Below are 15733 nucleotides of genomic sequence, written 5' to 3'. Positions count from 1 at the left end.
GGTCCTACAAGGTGCTCTTCTCGACGCTGCAATTCGGCTATGGCTCCGCCGTCTCGACGGCGATGTTCGTCACCGAAGGCATCATCGCACTGGTATTCTGCCTCTATCTCATCAGGCAGATCAGGAGGGCGCAATGAACGACACGCGTTCATCGCTGCAGACGATCGCCATCTATCTTGGCGCCTTGCTCATCCTTGTCTGGTCGGGTGGCCCATTCCTCTGGCAGTTCTCGACATCGTTCCAGCTCGACAAGGCGCTGACATCAGGTTCGCCATCGCTAATGCCCGCGCCTTTTACGCTCGAGCACTATTACAACGCCTTCATCGAGAAGCAGCTGCACCGCTATGTCTGGAATTCGCTGGTGGTCTCGCTGGCCACGACATTCCTGTGCCTCTTCGTCGGGTCGCTGGCCGCCTTCGCGCTGTCGCGGCTCAACGTCAAGGGCCGCTTCGGTATCTTGATGACCATACTTTCGGTGTCGATGTTTCCGCAGATCGCACTGGTCGGGCCGCTCTATCTGGTGGCGACCAATCTCGGCCTGCTCGACACCTACACGGCGCTGATCATCACCTATCTGGCGCTCGGGCTGCCGCTCGTCACCTGGGTGCTGTTCGGCTATTTCGAAACGCTGCCGCGCGAGATCGACGAGGCGGCGCGCATGGACGGCGTCAGCGTTCCCGGCCTGCTCTGGCACATCATCCTGCCGATGTCGCTGCCCAGCCTGGTGACCACAGGCCTGCTCGCCTTCATCACCGCATGGAACGAATTCCTGTTCGCCCTCGCCTTCACCTCCAACATCGATCGCCAGACGATCCCCGTCGGCATCGCCAACTTCACCAACCTCTATTATGTGCCCTGGGGCGACATCGCCGCAGCTTCGGCCGTCGTCACCGTCCCTTTGATCGTGCTGGTGCTGTTCTTCCAGCGGCACATCATCGAAGGGCTGACGCAGGGCGGCATCAAGGAATGAAAGGATGAACGTGAAAGACCTGAAAGTCGGCTGCCAGACTTTTACGTGGGAAATGCTCGGAGGCGGTTTTGCCGGCGGTCCGGACGATCTGCTTAAAGCGATCGCTGACGGTGGTTATGCCGGCATAGAGATCACCGACACGATGATCGGCCGCTATGCCGACAGGCCGGCTGAATTCGCCATGGCGCTGGAGTCGGCTGGCTTGACGCTCGTCTCCTTCGCTTTCGGCTCGAATAGCGGCTTCACGCTGAAGGACAATATCGGCGCCGACCTCGAAACGGCGCAGCGCTGGATCGATTTCGCCGCCGCATTTCCTGGCGCGCTCGTCTCGATGGGCTCGGCTACCTCCGTTTCCGAAGGACCTCGTGACGACAAGTTTGCCATCGCGGCCGAGGTCTACAACAGGGCCGGCGAACTCGGGCGCAAGGCTGGCGTCGACATCGCCGTCCATCCCAGTTCCCACCACAACACGCTGCTATTCGACCGTGCCGACTACGACCGGATTTTCGCACTGATCGATCCGTCGCTCGTCGGCTGGGTGCCCGACACCGGCCACATCTTGCGCGGCCATGAAGACATGATCGACACGCTCACCACATATCGGGACCGCATCCGCTACATCCACCTGAAGGACGTCGATGCCGGCGGCAAATGGGCGATGCTCGGCAAGGGCGTCTGCGACACCCAAGCTGTGATGGATGTCGCCGGTGCCGCGCCACATTTCAACGGTTGGCTGGTGCTGGAAGAGGAATCCGAGACCGCCGCCGCCGATCCGGCCGCCGCGGTCAAGACCAACCGCCAGACCATGCGGGACTACGGCGCGTGAGGAAGAGATCATGATCCGGAAGCAAGACCGTCGCCTTCGTGTCGGCGTGCTCGGCTGCGGGCCGATCGCGCAGTTCGCCCATCTCGAATCCTGCGTGAAGGCCAGGAACGCTGATCTCTATGCGATCTGCGATGCCGCCCCCGACCTTCTGGCGCGCATGGGCGCGACCTATGAACCCGAGAAGATGTACGCCGACTACGATGAGATGCTCGCCGACCCGCAGCTGGAGGCGGTGATCGTCGCAACCTCCGACGCCTACCACGTTCCGATGTCGATCAAGGCGCTCGAGGCCGGTAAGCACGTGCTGTGCGAAAAGCCGATCGGCGTCTCGGTCGAGGAAGGCGAAACGCTCGCCGAGGCGGTTAAACGCTCCGGCAGGGTGCTGCAGGTCGGTCACATGAAGCGCTTCGACCCGGCGCTGGAAGCGGCGCGCGATTTCGTCCGCGACGAGATCGGCGAGATCCTGGCGCTAAAAGCCTGGTATTGCGATTCCACCCATCGCTACACCAACACCGACGCGGTCCAGCCGCTGCCCGTCACCAGCAAGCTGGCAAGGAAACCTGGCGGCAATCCGAAGGCCGATCTCAGGCAGTATTTCATGCTCGCGCACGGCTCCCACCTCGTCGACACGGCGCGCTTCCTGTGCGGTGAGATCGTCGCGCTGCGCGCCCGCCTCAACGAGCGTTTCGGCGCCTATTGCTGGTTCGTCGAAACCGAGTTCGCCAACGGCGCGCTTGGCCATCTCGATCTCACCGTGGCTGTCCGCATGGACTGGCACGAGGGCTTCCAGCTCTATGGCGAGAACGGCTCGGTAATCGCGAAGACCTTCAATCCGTGGTATTTCCGGGCGAGCGAGGTCGATATCTTTCACGAGAAGGATGCGACGTGGCGAAAGCCGCTGGGCGCCGACGGGCATTTCTTCAGGCGCCAGCTCGAAAGCCTCGCCGAGACCGTCCTTGACGGCAAGCTGATGCGCGGCGCCAACGTCGAGGACGGCCTCGCCTCGATCCGCGCCATGGTGGCGATCGCCCGCTCGGTCGAAACCGGTGATCGCGTTGAGATCGCTTCCGTCACGGGAGCGGTCTGATGCAGATCGGGGTGTTCGCCAAGACTTTCCCTGGGAGCGAGCCGGCCGGCGTGCTGGCAGCGGTCCGCGACGCGGGATTTGCCGTTACCCAGTTCAACCTGGCCTGCGCCGGCCTGCCGTCGATGCCGGATGCGGTCCCTGACGATGGCATCAGCGCCATCGCGGCCGCGTCGAATGCTTCCGGCGTCACCCTGGCGGCGCTCTCGGGCACCTACAACATGGCCCATCCCGACAGGACGGTGCGCGATGACGGCCTGCGCCGGCTTGGCGTGGTGATCAAGGCTGCGGCAGACCTTTCCGTTCCCTTGGTCACGCTGTGCACGGGAACACGCAACGCGGACGATCAGTGGGCGTATCACCCCGAGAATGCTGCCCCTGAGGCATGGGACGACATGGCGAGCGAGGTCGAAAAGGCGCTGCAATTCGCTGAGCGCCACGGCGTCGATCTCGGCATCGAGCCCGAACAGGCCAACATCGTCACCTCGGCGTCGGACGCGATGCGCCTCATCGCCAGCATGGGCTCGAGACGGCTGCGCATCGTGCTCGATCCGGCGAACCTGTTCGAGCAGGCGAGCCCCGCCGAAGCACGCGCCATCGTGGCCGCTGCGGTCGAGCACACAGCCGGCCATGTCGCCATGGCCCATGCCAAGGACCGTTTAGCCGATGGCCGCTTCACTACGGCCGGCCGGGGCGTTGTCGACTTTGTGGATTTTGTTGCCCGCCTAAAGGTATCAGGCTTCGACGGGGCGCTGGTCACGCACGGCCTTTCAGCCGACGAAGCGCCCGAGGTTGCCCACTTCCTCAAGGGGCTGATCTGATGGCGCGTCTTGCAACTCTGCTTCGCGATGACGCCGCGCTTCAAGTCTCCGAGCATGGCGACGGGCTTGCGGTCATCTTTCAGCACGGGCTGGGCGGTGGCGAGGCGCAGGTCGCCCAGGCTTTCCCTTCCGGGCCGAGGTTGCGGCGCCTCACGCTGGAATGCCGCGGGCACGGTGCCTCTGGGCTCGGCAGCAGTCGCCCGTTCTCCCTGAGCATGTTCGCGGATGATGTTCTAGCCGCCGCCGATCAGGCCGACCTCGATCGGTTCGTCGCCGGCGGCATTTCCATGGGCGCCGCAATTGCAACCCGCCTCGCCTGCCGTCATCCGGACCGTGTCGCGGGCCTGCTGCTGGTGCGGCCGGCCTGGGCGTTCGACAGTGCGCCTGACAACATGCGGCCGATCGCCGAGGCTGCCGGCCTCATTCTCAGTCACGGCCCCGACAAGGCCAGGACGATCTTCGCGCAATCGGAAACCTCCGCGCGCCTGCAGCGCGACGCGCCCGACAACCTTGCCTCGCTGTTCGGCTATTTCGACCGGCTCGACGCCGCGCCATTCGCGCAGGTCCTCGCCGACATTGCCGCCGACGGCCCAGGCGTTTCCGCGAGTGACGCCGCGGTGCTTGGCATTCCCACGCTGGTCATCGGCAATGCCATGGATGCGGTGCATCCGCTGTCGGCGGCCCATACGCTCGCGGCGGCCATCTCCGGCGCGACCTTTGCCGAAATCTCTCCCAAGGCGCTCGACAGTGTCAGGCATTTCGCCGAGCTGCAGGCCGAGATCACGACCTTCCTTCACGCCCACTTCAACATCCGGAGCCTCATTCCGTCATGACGATGAAAACCCTGTCCGGCCCCGCTGCCATCGCCGCCTTGCCGCGCAACCGGCTGCTCGGCGAGTTTTCGCTGTGGTCGGCGGACCTTGCCAATATGGAGCGCGACCTGAAGCGCATAGAACCTCATGTCGACCTGCATCACATTGACGTCGCAGACGCCCGCTTCACCCCCGGCTTCCTGTTCTTCCCGGATCTGGTGAAGCGGATCGCCAGGCTGACGGCAAGGCCGATCCATGTGCACCTGATGGTCGAAGCCGAGATCGTCGAAGAGCAGACGCGTCAGTTCATCGAGACCGGCGCCGACCTGATCAGTGTGCACGCCGAAAACGGCGAGGCCGGCCTGCGCGCCGTGCGGCTGGCGCATGAGCTCGGCGCCGAGGCCGGCGTGGTGCTCAGGCTGGAAACGCCGGTCGCTGCAGTCACCCCATTCCTGCCGAAAGTCGCGTTTGTGACGCTTCTTGGCACATCCATTGGCGTCAAGGGCCAGAGCCTTTCCGACCAGGCCTGCCCACGCCTGATAGAGGCGCGTACACTGGTGCGGCAAGCCGGCCGGGAGGCGGACATCATCCTGGCTGCCGACGGCGGCATCCGCCACGAGACGGTGCCGCGCCTGCGCGCCGCCGGGGCCGAGACGGTGGTGCTCGGATCGCTGGCATTCGGCGACCCCGACCTCGCGCAGCGCATGGCCTGGCTGCATGGGCTGAAGGTCGCCGCCTTATGACAAGACTGGCCCTCGCCTTCGATCTCGGCGGAACGGAGCTGCGCGGCGCGCTGGTCGAGAGCGGCGGCCGCGTTGTCGCGCAGGTTTCGGCGCCGACGATGGCGATCGCGGGATCGGATACGGTGATCGGGCAGATCATCGCACTGGCCGGGGCTCTTCTGACACAGCGCCCACAAGCGGATGTCGTCGGCATCGGCATCGGCGCGCCGGGACCGCTCGATCCCAAGGCTGGGATCGTGATCGCACCGCCGACGCTGGCCGGCTGGCACGACGTGCCGTTGATCGACATTCTCGGCAAGCATTTCGGCCTGCCGGTGCGGCTGGAAAACGACGCCAATGCGGCCGCGCTGGGCGAATGGCGCTTCGGCGCCGGCCTGGGCACCGGGTCGCTGGTGTTCGTCACCGTATCGACCGGCATCGGCGGCGGGGTCGTTGCCGACGGCCACATCTATCACGGCCGGCGCGGGCTTGCCGCCGAGATCGGCCACATGACCATCACCGGAGAGGGCGACCGCTGCTTCTGCGGCGCTGTCGGCTGTTTCGAGGCGGTCGCCTCCGGAACCGCGCTCGGGCGGCGTGCCACGGCGCTGACAGCGCCAGGCGACGGCTCCCTGCTCAGGCGCCTTTCGGCCGATGGCGACGTTTCGGCCAGGCACGTCGTCGAGGCCGCACGTGCCGCCGATATCAGTGCGCTCGAGCTGATCGAGGCGGAAGCCAGGTGGCTCGGCATCGGCTTCACGAACCTGCTTCACCTCTATTCGCCGGACCTGATCGTCATGGGCGGCGGTCTTGCGAACGGTTTCGACCTGTTGGCTCCAACCATCAGGGCAACCGTCGAGCAGCGGGCCATGCTGGCCTACCGGGACGTGCCGATCGTGCCGGCGCAGCTTGGCGACCGCGCCGGACTGATCGGCGCGGCCAGCCTGATCCTGTGGGAAGGCGAACCGGGCGCGCCGTTGGCGATGGCGCAGGATGAGGACAACAAGGACAATGCGACCGAGCGTGCCGGCGCCAGGGAGACAAGCCATGGCTGAGCTCAAGCTGCGCGGCGCGCGCAAGTCCTACGGATCCGTCGAGATCATCAAGGGCCTTGACCTGGACGTCGAGGACCGCGAATTCGTCGTCTTCGTTGGCCCGTCCGGCTGCGGCAAGTCCACGCTGCTGCGCATGATCGCCGGCCTGGAAAAGATCACCGCCGGCGACTTGCTGATCGATGGCGTGCGCGCCAACGACATCGATCCGTCCGAGCGTGGGCTCGCCATGGTGTTCCAGTCCTACGCGCTCTATCCGCACATGACGGTGGCCGAGAACATGGGCTTTGCGCTGAAGATCGCCGGCGTCTCCGCCGCGGAAAAGGAACGCAAGGTGCGGGAGGCCGCCGAGGTGCTGCAGCTTTCGCATCTTCTCCACCGGCGGCCGAAGGCGCTTTCGGGCGGCCAGCGGCAGCGTGTCGCCATCGGCCGCGCCATCGTGCGCAATCCCAAAGTGTTCCTGTTCGACGAGCCGCTGTCCAATCTCGACGCCGCCTTGCGGGTGAGCATGCGGCTCGAGCTGATGCGCCTGCATGAGCACCTGGCCGCGACCATGATCTATGTCACCCACGACCAGACCGAGGCCATGACCATGGCCGACAAGATCGTCGTGCTGAACGGTGGCAGCATCGAACAGGTCGGCTCGCCGCTCGATCTCTATATCAGGCCGGCCAACATTTTTGTCGCCGGCTTCATCGGTTCGCCGAAGATGAATCTGTTGAAGCTGAAAGTGGTCGCGACTGGCCCCAAAGGCGTTTCCGTTACCTTGCCGGACGGCCAGGCGCTGACCGTCCCGGTTGCCGCCGGTGCAAGCAAATCTGGCGACGAGCTGCTGCTCGGTATGCGGCCGGAACATCTCCGCATCTCGGCCAACGGACAATTCAAGGGGCGAGCCGTGCTGGCGGAGCGGCTTGGCAGCCTGACCATCCTTCATGTCGAGGTCGCGCCCGAGGTCACGCTGGTGGTGCAGGCGGAAGGTGGCGACAGGACGCCGTTGCACAGCCCGATCGCGCTCGACATCTTGCCATCGGCTTGCCACCTGTTTCGCACCGATGGTCCGGCGCTGGCGTCTCTGCAATCGGCGTGAGCCGTGGGCTCATAGTTTGAAACCAGAGAACTGACGACGCCGCGCATCGAGCCTGCTTCGACCCCTACAGTGTCGATTTCTGCTGCATCGCAGCACATCAAAACCGCTGCACACCATTTTAAAACTTGACGCATGTCAAATTTTTCTAAAACATGCGATAATGCTGGCGAGGCCTTGGCCAGCGCTCTGGGAGGAGAAATGCCTGACACGGAAAATGGCCCGGAACGGGTCTTGAAGCAGCGAGCTGCACGGCAATCGTCGATCGGTCGGCTGTCTGCCATCGCAAGCGCCGGGCCGGCCTTCGTCGCGCCCTGCACAGCCATTCCGTTCGCCGAACGGGTTAATTGCGACACAACCAACATTTAGGAGGAGGAAGAAGCATGCGTATGTTCAATGGCCTGGCGCTTGGCGCAGGTCTGTTCGCAACCATCGTCTCCATGCCCACCCAGGCCCAAGACGCGACGAAAGTCGCGGCCATCGTCAAGGGTCTCGACAACCCCTTCTTCCAGTACATGCAGAAGGGCATCGAGGAGCAAGCCAAGGCCGATGGCGTCGGCGTTACCGTGCAGGCGGCCGCCAATATGGGCGACGCAACCGGGCAGGCCGACCGGCTGACCGCCATGGCCATGCAGGATTTCGACTGCTATCTGGTCAACCCGATCAGCGTCTCCAACCTGGTGCAGGCGCTGGTGCCGGTCGCGCAGAAGAACAAGCCGATCGTCAACATCGACAGCACCATCGACGCCGAGCAGGCCAAGGCGGCCGGCTTCACCATCTCGACCTATATCGGCACAGACAACGTCGCCGCCGGCGGACTGGCAGGCGAGGAGATGCTGAAGCTGGTTCCTGCAGGCTCCAAGGTCGCACTGGTGGCCGGCATCGTCGGCGATGTCGGCAGCAACGCCCGCATCAAGGGCTTCAAGCAGGCCGTCGAAGGCAAGCTTGAGGTCGTGGTGATGGTGAGCGCCGACTGGGACCGCGAGAAGGCCTTGACCGCGGCCACCGACATCCTGGCCGCGCATCCAGATCTCGCCGGCTTCTTTGCCGCCAACGACATCATGGCGCTCGGCGTCCAGCGCGCCGTCCAGACCTCGGGTAAGGACGTCAAGGTGATCGGACTTGACGGCATCGTCGACGCCCTGAAGTCCGTTGCCGCCGGCGAACTCGCTGCGACCGTCGCCCAATATCCCTATGTCGTCGGCGCCATGGGCGTGGAAGCTTGCGCCGCGGCGGCCAAGGGCAAGACACTTCCGGCCAACGTGCCAGCGCCGGTTCTGTTGATCAACAAGGACAATGCGGAAGCCTCGCTGAAGAACTTCCCGCGCCCCGGCGGAGACTATCCCGATCCCTTCCGCGAGATGTTGCAGCAGTGAACGCTCCCGCTGAGAACGCGTCCTCGGGGGAAGCGGGCGCGGCGGAGGAGAGCCGTCCCTCCCTGGCGGCTCTCCTCCTGGATCCTTCCTTCTGGGCCGACTGGGCATCCGTCGTCGGCCTCGTCGGCCTCGTCGTCGTGTTCGGCATCGCCCAGCCAGTCTTTCTCAGCGTCGCCAATTTGCAGGCCCTGCTGCTGGCCGCGGCGATCCTGGTCGTGCTGTCGATCGGCCAGACCTTCGTCGTGGCCACCGCTGGCATCGATCTCTCGCTGGCTGCCGCGGTCATGCTGGGCGCCATCATCCTCGGCCTCGTCGATGCCGCGGGCTATGGCATCTTCTTCGCCTGCGTACTGGCCGTCGCCGCCACCAGCGCGGTCGGTTTCCTCAACGGCGTGCTCATCACAGCCGGAAAAATACCCGACTTCGTGGTGACGCTCGGCACGCTTTCGGGCGTCACCGGCCTCGGTCTGATCCTGTCGGGCGGCGAGCCGATAATGGTTGGCTCGACCTTCCTGCTGCGGCTGGCCTCCGGTTCCCTCGGGCCGTTCGGCTATCCCGTCTGGGTGGCGATATCAGCCGTTCTCGTGGCGCATAGCGCGCTCTTCCATACCCGCTTCGGGGTGCATCTGCTGGCGACCGGCGGCCAGACCGAAAGCGCCCGCTCGCTCGGCATCCGGACCAACCGGGTCAAGATCGCCGCCTACACGATATCAGGATTCTGCGCCGGCATCGCCGCGCTGCTTCTGGTGGCGCGCATCGGCTCGGCCGAACCGCAGATCAACACCAGCCTTCTGCTCAATTCGGTGGCGGCAGTCGTCTTGGGAGGCGTCAGCCTGTTCGGCGGACGCGCCAGCATTCTCGGCCCGGCGATCGGGGCGCTGATGCTCACCGCTCTCGTCAACGGGCTGACGCTGCTCAGCGTTTCGGCCTTCTACCAACCGCTCGCCGTGGGCGCCATCGTGGTGCTGGCGGCACTGATCATGCGGTATCAGAAATGAGCGCCGTCAATCACTCGCCGTCGGCCGACGCGATCCTAGCCTGCGAAGGGCTAAGCAAGCATTTCGGCGGCATCCGCGCCTTCACCGATGTCGCCTTCCAGGCCCGCCGTGGCGAGGTCACCGCTGTCATCGGCGACAATGGCGCCGGCAAGTCGACGCTGATACGCTGCCTGGTCGGCGTCCATGTGCCGGATGGTGGCGAGATCTTCTTCGACGGCCGGCTGCACCCCTTCGCCAATCCCGACGAGGCGCGCAAGGCCGGCATCGAGACGGTGCACCAGAACCTCGCGCTGATCGATAAATTGACCGTCGCCCAGAACCTGTTCCTCAACCGTGAGATCGTGCGCCGGATCGGCCCGTTCGCCCTGCTCGACCGCAAGGCGATGAAGCAGCAGGCGCGCGCCATGTTGTCGCGCCTGTCGATCAACATGCCTTCGGTCAGCCAGCGCGTGCGGCGCCTTTCGGGCGGACAGCGACAGGCGATCTCGATCTGCCGCGCCGCAGGTTCCGGCGCCAAGCTGGTGGTGATGGACGAACCAACCGCGGCGCTCGGCGTGCAGGAGACGGCCAATGTCGAAGCCCTGATCCGGCGCCTGCGCGAACAGGCCGTCAGCGTCATCCTGGTCAGCCATAATTTCGATCAGGTGCGGCGCCTATCCGACCAGATCTGGGTGATGCGGGCGGGACGGATGGTGGCGACGGTCCGATCGTCCGAGACCACCGGCAACGAACTTGTCGCGCTCGTCACCGGCGCGGCATAGAAACGATCCGGCCCGTTACGAATTGAACGATTGGAAAGGGAGTTTGCCGTGGCGGTGATCCGTGTCGGACTTGTGGGGCTCGGAGAGGTTGCGCAGTCGATCCATCTGCCGGTGCTGAGCGACCAGCGCGACCGCTGGCTGATATCGGGCGTCTATGATGTTTCGCCGAGCCTCGTGACGCTGTGCCGCTCCGAATACCCGACAGCCGCAATCTTCGATTCGGCCGAGGCGCTGATCAGTTCGCCGGATATCGACGCGGTTTTCATCCTCTCGTCCGACGAGACCCACAGCCGTTTCGTCCGTGCCGCCGTCCAGGCGAACAAGCATGTCCTGCTGGAAAAGCCCGCCTGCCTGACGGTGCGCGAAATCGACGAATTGCTGGCTCTGACGACAAACTACGCCAAGACGATCTTCGTCGGTTACATGCGCCGCTACGCTCCAGCCTACCTGGCGGCGATGGAGGAATTGCCTGACTTCGCCGATATCACCCATGTCCGCATCTTCGACCTGATCTCCGAGGGCCGGCATTTCCTGAAAAAGAGCCAGAATATTCTCTATCCCACCGACATCGATCCGGCCCTTTTGGCATGCGGCGCCGGGGAGCGCGAGGCGCTGATCCGCGAAGTGGTGGGCAGCGATGCGCCCGCCGATCTCGTACGCGCCTATCGCGGCCTGACGGCGCTGAGCTCGCACCACATTTCGGCGATGCGCGGGCTGCTCGGCGAGCCGGTTCGTGTGCTCGCCGCGCATCGCACCAATGGCGGGGCCAACACCAGCGTGACCTTCGACTATGGGCATTTCGCCTGCTGCTACGACGCAGTGGTCGACGATCTCGGCCTGTTTGATGCCATGATCGAGGTGCGCTCGAACACCAAACGGGTCCGCATCATCTACGACACGCCCTATATCCGCAGCCTGCCGACGCGGCTCGAAGTGACGGAAGCCGGTCCACTAGGCCCGGTGACCAGGACCTTCGGGCCGCTCTATGGCGACGCTTTCTCGAATGAACTGGAGACCTTCCATCGCCACATCACTGACGGGACAAAGCCGCTGACCGACCTCGCGGACTCCCGTCGCGACCTGGCGCTGATGGCCCACATCATCGCGCGGATGAAGGAGACTGGCGGGCGCTGAAGCCTGCCGCCTATTTCCCGCAATGGTGATCGTTGATCTTGTTCAACGCATTCGCGTCGGGTCCGACCCTGTGGTAGGAGCAGGCTCCGGCGGCTGTCGTGACCAACTGCTGGTCATAGTAGCGCGGGCCGCCGAACAGAATGTCGATGATGTCGCCTTCGGCGGGAACGTAGCGTTCGGATTGAACCCGGTGGTCGCGGTGCCGATGGTCGCGGTATTTGTCCCCCGCGAAAGCCGAGGCGGACATGCTGCAGCCTATCGCGAAGGCGAGCGCGCGGATCGCAAAGCTTTTTGTCATCATCGGCAATACCCTTCTGGCAGTTCGGCTTTCTACCATATAGCCAAAATCGCCAGCCGAACAAAAGTTCCCTGAACGGCGCCTTAGGCCCAGCGCGAATCCATCAAAGGTGCTGGGCTACGATGCGGCCGCCGCACTCGCCAACGACGCCGCCAACAAGGAAAAGTTCGGCGCCGTGATGAGCCAGTAGCCAGCCCGGTAGCCAGTGGTGTCGTGCACGCCGGAAATCCTACCCGGGCAGTCCGTGCCGGTATGGCGCGGGCCCGCTGCTTGTGCTCGACCGGTTCGGGCGGCGGTTTCCGGCCGGGGTGTTGCCCTGGCGGTAAACCGGCTCAGGTGCTCGGGATAATCCAGGCGATCATCAGCAAGGTCGTTCACGGTGATCTGCCTTGCCGCAGGTGCTTCGCTGGCCTACGCTTCAATCTATCCCGCGATCTCAAGCAAGGACGATACCAGCAACCGGCGTTCATCCTGTGAAAGGACGTCCGAGTCGAAGAGGTTCATGCTGCGAAGTCCTTCGATGGCGAGGTAGCAGACCAGCAGCGCCTTGAGGTCCGGCGTCTCTCCCTTGAGCCGCTCGAAAACCTGCCGCCTGAACGATTTTATCGGTGTCAGGAAATCGGGATCCTCGGCGATCGCCGAAAATATCCAGGAAGCCGACGGTTTCGATTCCTCGGCATGTTCGGCCGAAAGCTTGATGTAGGTCGCAAGCGGGCTTTCGCCGCCGACGCCGGCCGTGCGGGCGGACTCCAGCGCTTGCTCGAAGGCGCGCAGGTAATCCTCCACCAGCGCCTGCATCAGTTTCGCCTTGGTCGGGAAATTGTACAGCAAGCCGCCTTTCGACACGCCGGCTCGGCTGGCGACGGCGTCCAGCGACAGGCTGCCGGGCCCTGTCTCGCGTGCCACATCGGCGGCGGCAGCGAGAATTTTATCGCGTGAATTTGTTCTCCGGGCCTTCATCAGTCGCTTCCCATACATTAGCTTACGCGGAATTGACAAGACCGTCCAGACGGTACAGTAAGATCGCCGTCATTTGAAATCGGGACCAGTCACAGGTATGTGTTTCGGTCATCCGACTGTTATGCCGGGCCATGGCCAAGGGGACTGTTCGTGATCAAGCGTTTCATCATTGCCCTCATTCTGCTCGTGCTGGTGTGCGGCGGCATCGTCGGCTTCAATTTGTTCCGCGACAATGCAATGCAGCAATTCTTCGCCACGATGAAACCGCCTGCCGCGACCGTGTCGACGATGATCGTCAAGCCGACGGAGTGGACGCCGGGCGTCGAGGCGATCGGCACTGTCAGTGCGGTCCGCGGCGTCGATCTAACCGTCGAAACCGCCGGAATCGTCAAGGACATCCTATTTCACGCCAATCAGAAGGTTGAAGCCAACGCGGTTCTCCTTCAGCTCGACGATGCCGCCGAGCGCGCCGATCTCGATGCGACGAAGGCGCAAGCGGCGCTCGACCAGACAGCGTTGACACGCGCCCTTGAATTGCAGAAACGCGGTGTCGGCTCGGAATCGACCCTCGACTCGGCGCGCGCAGCCGCATCGGCCTCCACTTCACAGGTCAACAGGCTTCAGGCGGTGCTCGAGCAGAAGCTGCTGACCGCGCCCTTCGGCGGCACAGTGGGTATCCCCAGGATCGATCTCGGCCAGTATCTCTCACCCGGCACTTCCGTAGCCACCCTGCAGGATCTGGAAACGATGCGGGCCGATTTCTCGGTTCCCGAACAGCAGTTTCCGCTGCTGAAGATCGGCCAGACGGTGCGGCTGGGCATTGGCGACGGCGAGCTGCCGTTCGCCGGCACCATTCGCGGTATCGACCCGAAGATCGACCCGACCAGCCGGCTGGTGACGGTCAGGGCCGAGGTCGCCAACCCCGAAGGCAAGCTGACTCCTGGCCAGTTCGTGCAGGTGCGCGTCGAATTGCCCGAGGAAAACAACGTGCTGACGGTGCCGCAGACCGCGCTGACCTCCAGCCTCTACGGTGACTTTGTCTTTGTGGTGCGTCCGGCGAAGCCGGCGGCCAATGGCGCCGCCCCTCCTGCTGCGGCAAAGCCGGAAGAAAAGCCCGCCACGGATACTGCGAAGCCCGCAGCCGAAGCGCCCGCGGCAAAACCCAACGAAGAACCGGCGGCAACGCCGACCGAACCGACAGCGGAAGAACAGAAGCCGCAGCTCGTGCTCGCCCAGGTGTTCGTCAAGCCCGGCCGCCGCAACGCCGGCCTGGTTGAGATCCTCGAGGGCATCGCGCCTGGAGACGAGGTTGTTACCGCCGGCCAGAACCGGCTCTCCAACGGCATGTCCGTTGCCGTCGACAACACGATCGATCCGACCAAGCCGGCGAACCAGCAGGCAGCCCAGAAATGAGCCTTTCCGACCTCTTCATCCGCCGCCCGGTCCTTTCGACCGTGCTCGCCCTGATGATCCTGCTTCTGGGTTTTCAGGGCATCTTCAACCTTTCGATCCGGCAGTATCCGGAGGTCGAAGAAACGGCTATCACGATCACCACGGCCTATCCCGGCGCCAGCGCCGACCTGATCCAGGGATTCATTTCCGCGCCGATCGCCCGTGCCGTCGCTTCGACCGAAAACATCGATTACGTCACGTCGGCGAGCCGGTCGTCCCTAAGCACCGTGACGGTGCAGATGAAACTCGGCTCCAATCCCGACGTCGCGCTGAACGAAGTCTTGTCGAAGGTACAAGGCGTGCGCGGCGATCTGCCGGACGAGGCCGAAGACCCCGTGATCGTCAAGGGTACCGGCGATCAGTTCGCGATGATGTATATCTCGATGCAGAATCCGAACATGACGCCGGAACAGCTCACCGAATATATCGAGCGCGTCGTGCGGCCGCGCATGTCGACGGTCGAGGGTGTAGCCGACGTGCAGATCTTCGGGGCCGCCGAATATTCGATGCGCGTCTGGATCGACCCGATCAAACTGGCGGCGCGCGGCGTGACGGCGTCGGAAGTGCTGACCGCCATCAACGAATCGAATTTCCTGTCAGCACCCGGCAACACCGAAAACGAATACGTCGCCTCCTCGATTACCGTTCGCTCGACGCTGCAGACGCCGGAAGCTTTCGCCGCTCTTCCGCTTCGATCGAAGGACGGCAATGTGGTGAGGCTGCGCGACGTGGCGCGCGTCGAGCTCGCCGCGGCGAACACCGACACCAGGGTCACTTTCAACGGCAAGCCCGGCATCTTTCTCGCCATTTTCCCGACGCCGGCCGCTAATCCGCTGACGACAGCGGAGGCGATCCACGACATTGTGCCGACGATTCAGGAGACGCTGCCGCAAGGCATGACGATCGAGATCGTCTACGATTCGACCGAGCAGATCAGCGCCTCGATCGAGGAGGTGTTCAAGACCATCGGCGAGGCGGTCATCATCGTCATCGTCGTCATCCTGCTCTTCCTCGGCTCGTTCCGCTCGGTGCTGATGCCGATTGTGACCATTCCGCTGTCGCTGATCGGCGTCTGTTTCCTGCTGTTTTCGTTAGGCTATTCGATCAATCTTCTGTCTTTGCTGGCCATGGTGCTGGCGATCGGCCTCGTCGTTGACGATGCCATCGTGGTGGTAGAAAACATTCACCGGCATATGGAGGAAGACGGTTTGTCGCCGATGCAGGCGGCCTTCAACGGCATGCGGGAGATCTCGTCCGCTGTCATCGCCATGACGATAACGCTGGCCGCCGTATTCGCGCCGCTGGCCTTCACCGGCGGCCTGACCGGCGCACTGTTTCGCGAATTCGCGGTGACGCTTGCCGGCTCGGTGGTGCTTTCGGGTG

At 64.0% G+C, this 15733-nt stretch carries 16 protein-coding genes; 14 read left to right on the top strand and 2 right to left on the bottom strand.

All coding sequences use genetic code 11. The features are described from left to right. Nucleotides 1-133 precede the first annotated feature (133 nt). The 12 genes from EOA85_RS09960 (at nt 134) to EOA85_RS09905 (ending at nt 11640) form a co-directional block, all read left to right on the top strand. Nucleotides 134-970 (top strand): carbohydrate ABC transporter permease, encoded by an 837-nt coding sequence (locus EOA85_RS09960; RefSeq protein WP_127209288.1) that lies wholly within the window; start codon nt 134-136, stop codon nt 968-970. Nucleotides 971-974: 4 nt separating this feature from the next. Continuing rightward, a complete protein-coding gene (locus EOA85_RS09955; protein WP_127209287.1) occupies nt 975-1796 on the top strand; it encodes a sugar phosphate isomerase/epimerase in 822 nt (273 codons plus the stop codon). Between the two features lie 10 nt (nt 1797-1806). Beyond that, nucleotides 1807-2883: a Gfo/Idh/MocA family oxidoreductase gene (locus EOA85_RS09950; RefSeq protein ID WP_127209286.1), complete on the top strand. Its 1077-nt coding sequence runs from the start codon at nt 1807-1809 to the stop codon at nt 2881-2883. Further along, nucleotides 2883-3701 carry a sugar phosphate isomerase/epimerase gene (locus tag EOA85_RS09945; protein WP_127209285.1) on the top strand — a complete coding sequence of 273 codons (819 nt, stop codon included), beginning with the start codon at nt 2883-2885 and terminating at the stop codon, nt 3699-3701. Before EOA85_RS09950 ends, EOA85_RS09945 begins: the two co-directional genes overlap by 1 nt. After that, a complete protein-coding gene (locus tag EOA85_RS09940; protein WP_127209284.1) occupies nt 3701-4534 on the top strand; it encodes an alpha/beta hydrolase in 834 nt (277 codons plus the stop codon). The genes EOA85_RS09945 and EOA85_RS09940 overlap by 1 nt, the downstream gene beginning before the upstream one ends. Further along, complete coding sequence (locus EOA85_RS09935) at nt 4531-5256, top strand: ribulose-phosphate 3-epimerase (protein ID WP_127209283.1); 726 nt, start codon at nt 4531-4533, stop codon at nt 5254-5256. The genes EOA85_RS09940 and EOA85_RS09935 overlap by 4 nt, the downstream gene beginning before the upstream one ends. Next, complete coding sequence (locus EOA85_RS09930; RefSeq protein ID WP_127209282.1) at nt 5253-6290, top strand: ROK family protein; 1038 nt, start codon at nt 5253-5255, stop codon at nt 6288-6290. Before EOA85_RS09935 ends, EOA85_RS09930 begins: the two co-directional genes overlap by 4 nt. Continuing rightward, nucleotides 6283-7374: a sn-glycerol-3-phosphate ABC transporter ATP-binding protein UgpC gene (gene ugpC / locus EOA85_RS09925; RefSeq protein WP_127209281.1), complete on the top strand. Its 1092-nt coding sequence runs from the start codon at nt 6283-6285 to the stop codon at nt 7372-7374. Before EOA85_RS09930 ends, ugpC begins: the two co-directional genes overlap by 8 nt. Before the next feature lie 380 nt (nt 7375-7754). Continuing rightward, nucleotides 7755-8747, top strand: a complete 993-nt coding sequence (locus EOA85_RS09920) for a substrate-binding domain-containing protein (protein ID WP_127209280.1) — start codon at nt 7755-7757, stop codon at nt 8745-8747. After that, nucleotides 8744-9745, top strand: a complete 1002-nt coding sequence (locus EOA85_RS09915; RefSeq protein ID WP_127209279.1) for an ABC transporter permease — start codon at nt 8744-8746, stop codon at nt 9743-9745. Before EOA85_RS09920 ends, EOA85_RS09915 begins: the two co-directional genes overlap by 4 nt. Then, nucleotides 9742-10506 (top strand): ATP-binding cassette domain-containing protein, encoded by a 765-nt coding sequence (locus tag EOA85_RS09910; RefSeq protein ID WP_127209278.1) that lies wholly within the window; start codon nt 9742-9744, stop codon nt 10504-10506. The genes EOA85_RS09915 and EOA85_RS09910 overlap by 4 nt, the downstream gene beginning before the upstream one ends. 48 nt (nt 10507-10554) lie before the next feature. Beyond that, on the top strand, nt 10555-11640 hold the full coding sequence (locus tag EOA85_RS09905; protein ID WP_127209277.1) for a Gfo/Idh/MocA family oxidoreductase: 1086 nt from the start codon (nt 10555-10557) through the stop codon (nt 11638-11640). Nucleotides 11641-11650: 10 nt separating this feature from the next. Here the strand turns inward: EOA85_RS09905 and EOA85_RS09900 are convergent, their stop codons facing one another. After that, nucleotides 11651-11941 carry a hypothetical protein gene (locus tag EOA85_RS09900; protein WP_127209276.1) on the bottom strand — a complete coding sequence of 97 codons (291 nt, stop codon included), beginning with the start codon at nt 11939-11941 and terminating at the stop codon, nt 11651-11653. Nucleotides 11942-12361: 420 nt separating this feature from the next. After that, the gene (locus EOA85_RS09895) at nt 12362-12898 is read right to left on the bottom strand and encodes a TetR/AcrR family transcriptional regulator (RefSeq protein WP_065007434.1); all 537 of its coding nucleotides are present in this window, start codon (nt 12896-12898) and stop codon (nt 12362-12364) included. A gap of 144 nt (nt 12899-13042) precedes the next feature. Here EOA85_RS09895 and EOA85_RS09890 point away from each other — a divergent pair, with 144 nt between their 5' ends. Then, nucleotides 13043-14311, top strand: coding sequence for an efflux RND transporter periplasmic adaptor subunit (locus tag EOA85_RS09890; protein WP_127209289.1), 1269 nt, complete (start codon nt 13043-13045; stop codon nt 14309-14311). Next, the coding region (locus EOA85_RS09885) for an efflux RND transporter permease subunit (protein ID WP_164759576.1) at nt 14308-15733 on the top strand (1426 nt) is incomplete at its 3' end. The genes EOA85_RS09890 and EOA85_RS09885, both read left to right, overlap by 4 nt.

The organism is Mesorhizobium sp. M5C.F.Ca.IN.020.29.1.1, from assembly GCF_003997375.1.
GTDB classification, from domain to species: domain Bacteria; phylum Pseudomonadota; class Alphaproteobacteria; order Rhizobiales; family Rhizobiaceae; genus Mesorhizobium; species Mesorhizobium wenxiniae.
The sequence above is the reverse complement of the archived record's forward strand: the minus strand, read 5'-3'. Positions and strand labels throughout refer to the sequence as shown.

Coding starts and splice junctions, on each gene's coding strand:
- EOA85_RS09950 (WP_127209286.1), top strand. CDS start 1,807: ATGATCCGGAAGCAAGACCGTCGCCTTCGTGTCGGCGTGCTCGGCTGC.
- EOA85_RS09930 (WP_127209282.1), top strand. CDS start 5,253: ATGACAAGACTGGCCCTCGCCTTCGATCTCGGCGGAACGGAGCTGCGC.
- EOA85_RS09960 (WP_127209288.1), top strand. CDS start 134: ATGAACGACACGCGTTCATCGCTGCAGACGATCGCCATCTATCTTGGC.
- EOA85_RS09900 (WP_127209276.1), bottom strand. CDS start 11,941: ATGATGACAAAAAGCTTTGCGATCCGCGCGCTCGCCTTCGCGATAGGC.
- EOA85_RS09955 (WP_127209287.1), top strand. CDS start 975: ATGAACGTGAAAGACCTGAAAGTCGGCTGCCAGACTTTTACGTGGGAA.
- EOA85_RS09940 (WP_127209284.1), top strand. CDS start 3,701: ATGGCGCGTCTTGCAACTCTGCTTCGCGATGACGCCGCGCTTCAAGTC.
- EOA85_RS09945 (WP_127209285.1), top strand. CDS start 2,883: ATGCAGATCGGGGTGTTCGCCAAGACTTTCCCTGGGAGCGAGCCGGCC.
- EOA85_RS09895 (WP_065007434.1), bottom strand. CDS start 12,898: ATGAAGGCCCGGAGAACAAATTCACGCGATAAAATTCTCGCTGCCGCC.
- EOA85_RS09910 (WP_127209278.1), top strand. CDS start 9,742: ATGAGCGCCGTCAATCACTCGCCGTCGGCCGACGCGATCCTAGCCTGC.
- EOA85_RS09920 (WP_127209280.1), top strand. CDS start 7,755: ATGCGTATGTTCAATGGCCTGGCGCTTGGCGCAGGTCTGTTCGCAACC.
- EOA85_RS09935 (WP_127209283.1), top strand. CDS start 4,531: ATGACGATGAAAACCCTGTCCGGCCCCGCTGCCATCGCCGCCTTGCCG.
- ugpC (WP_127209281.1), top strand. CDS start 6,283: ATGGCTGAGCTCAAGCTGCGCGGCGCGCGCAAGTCCTACGGATCCGTC.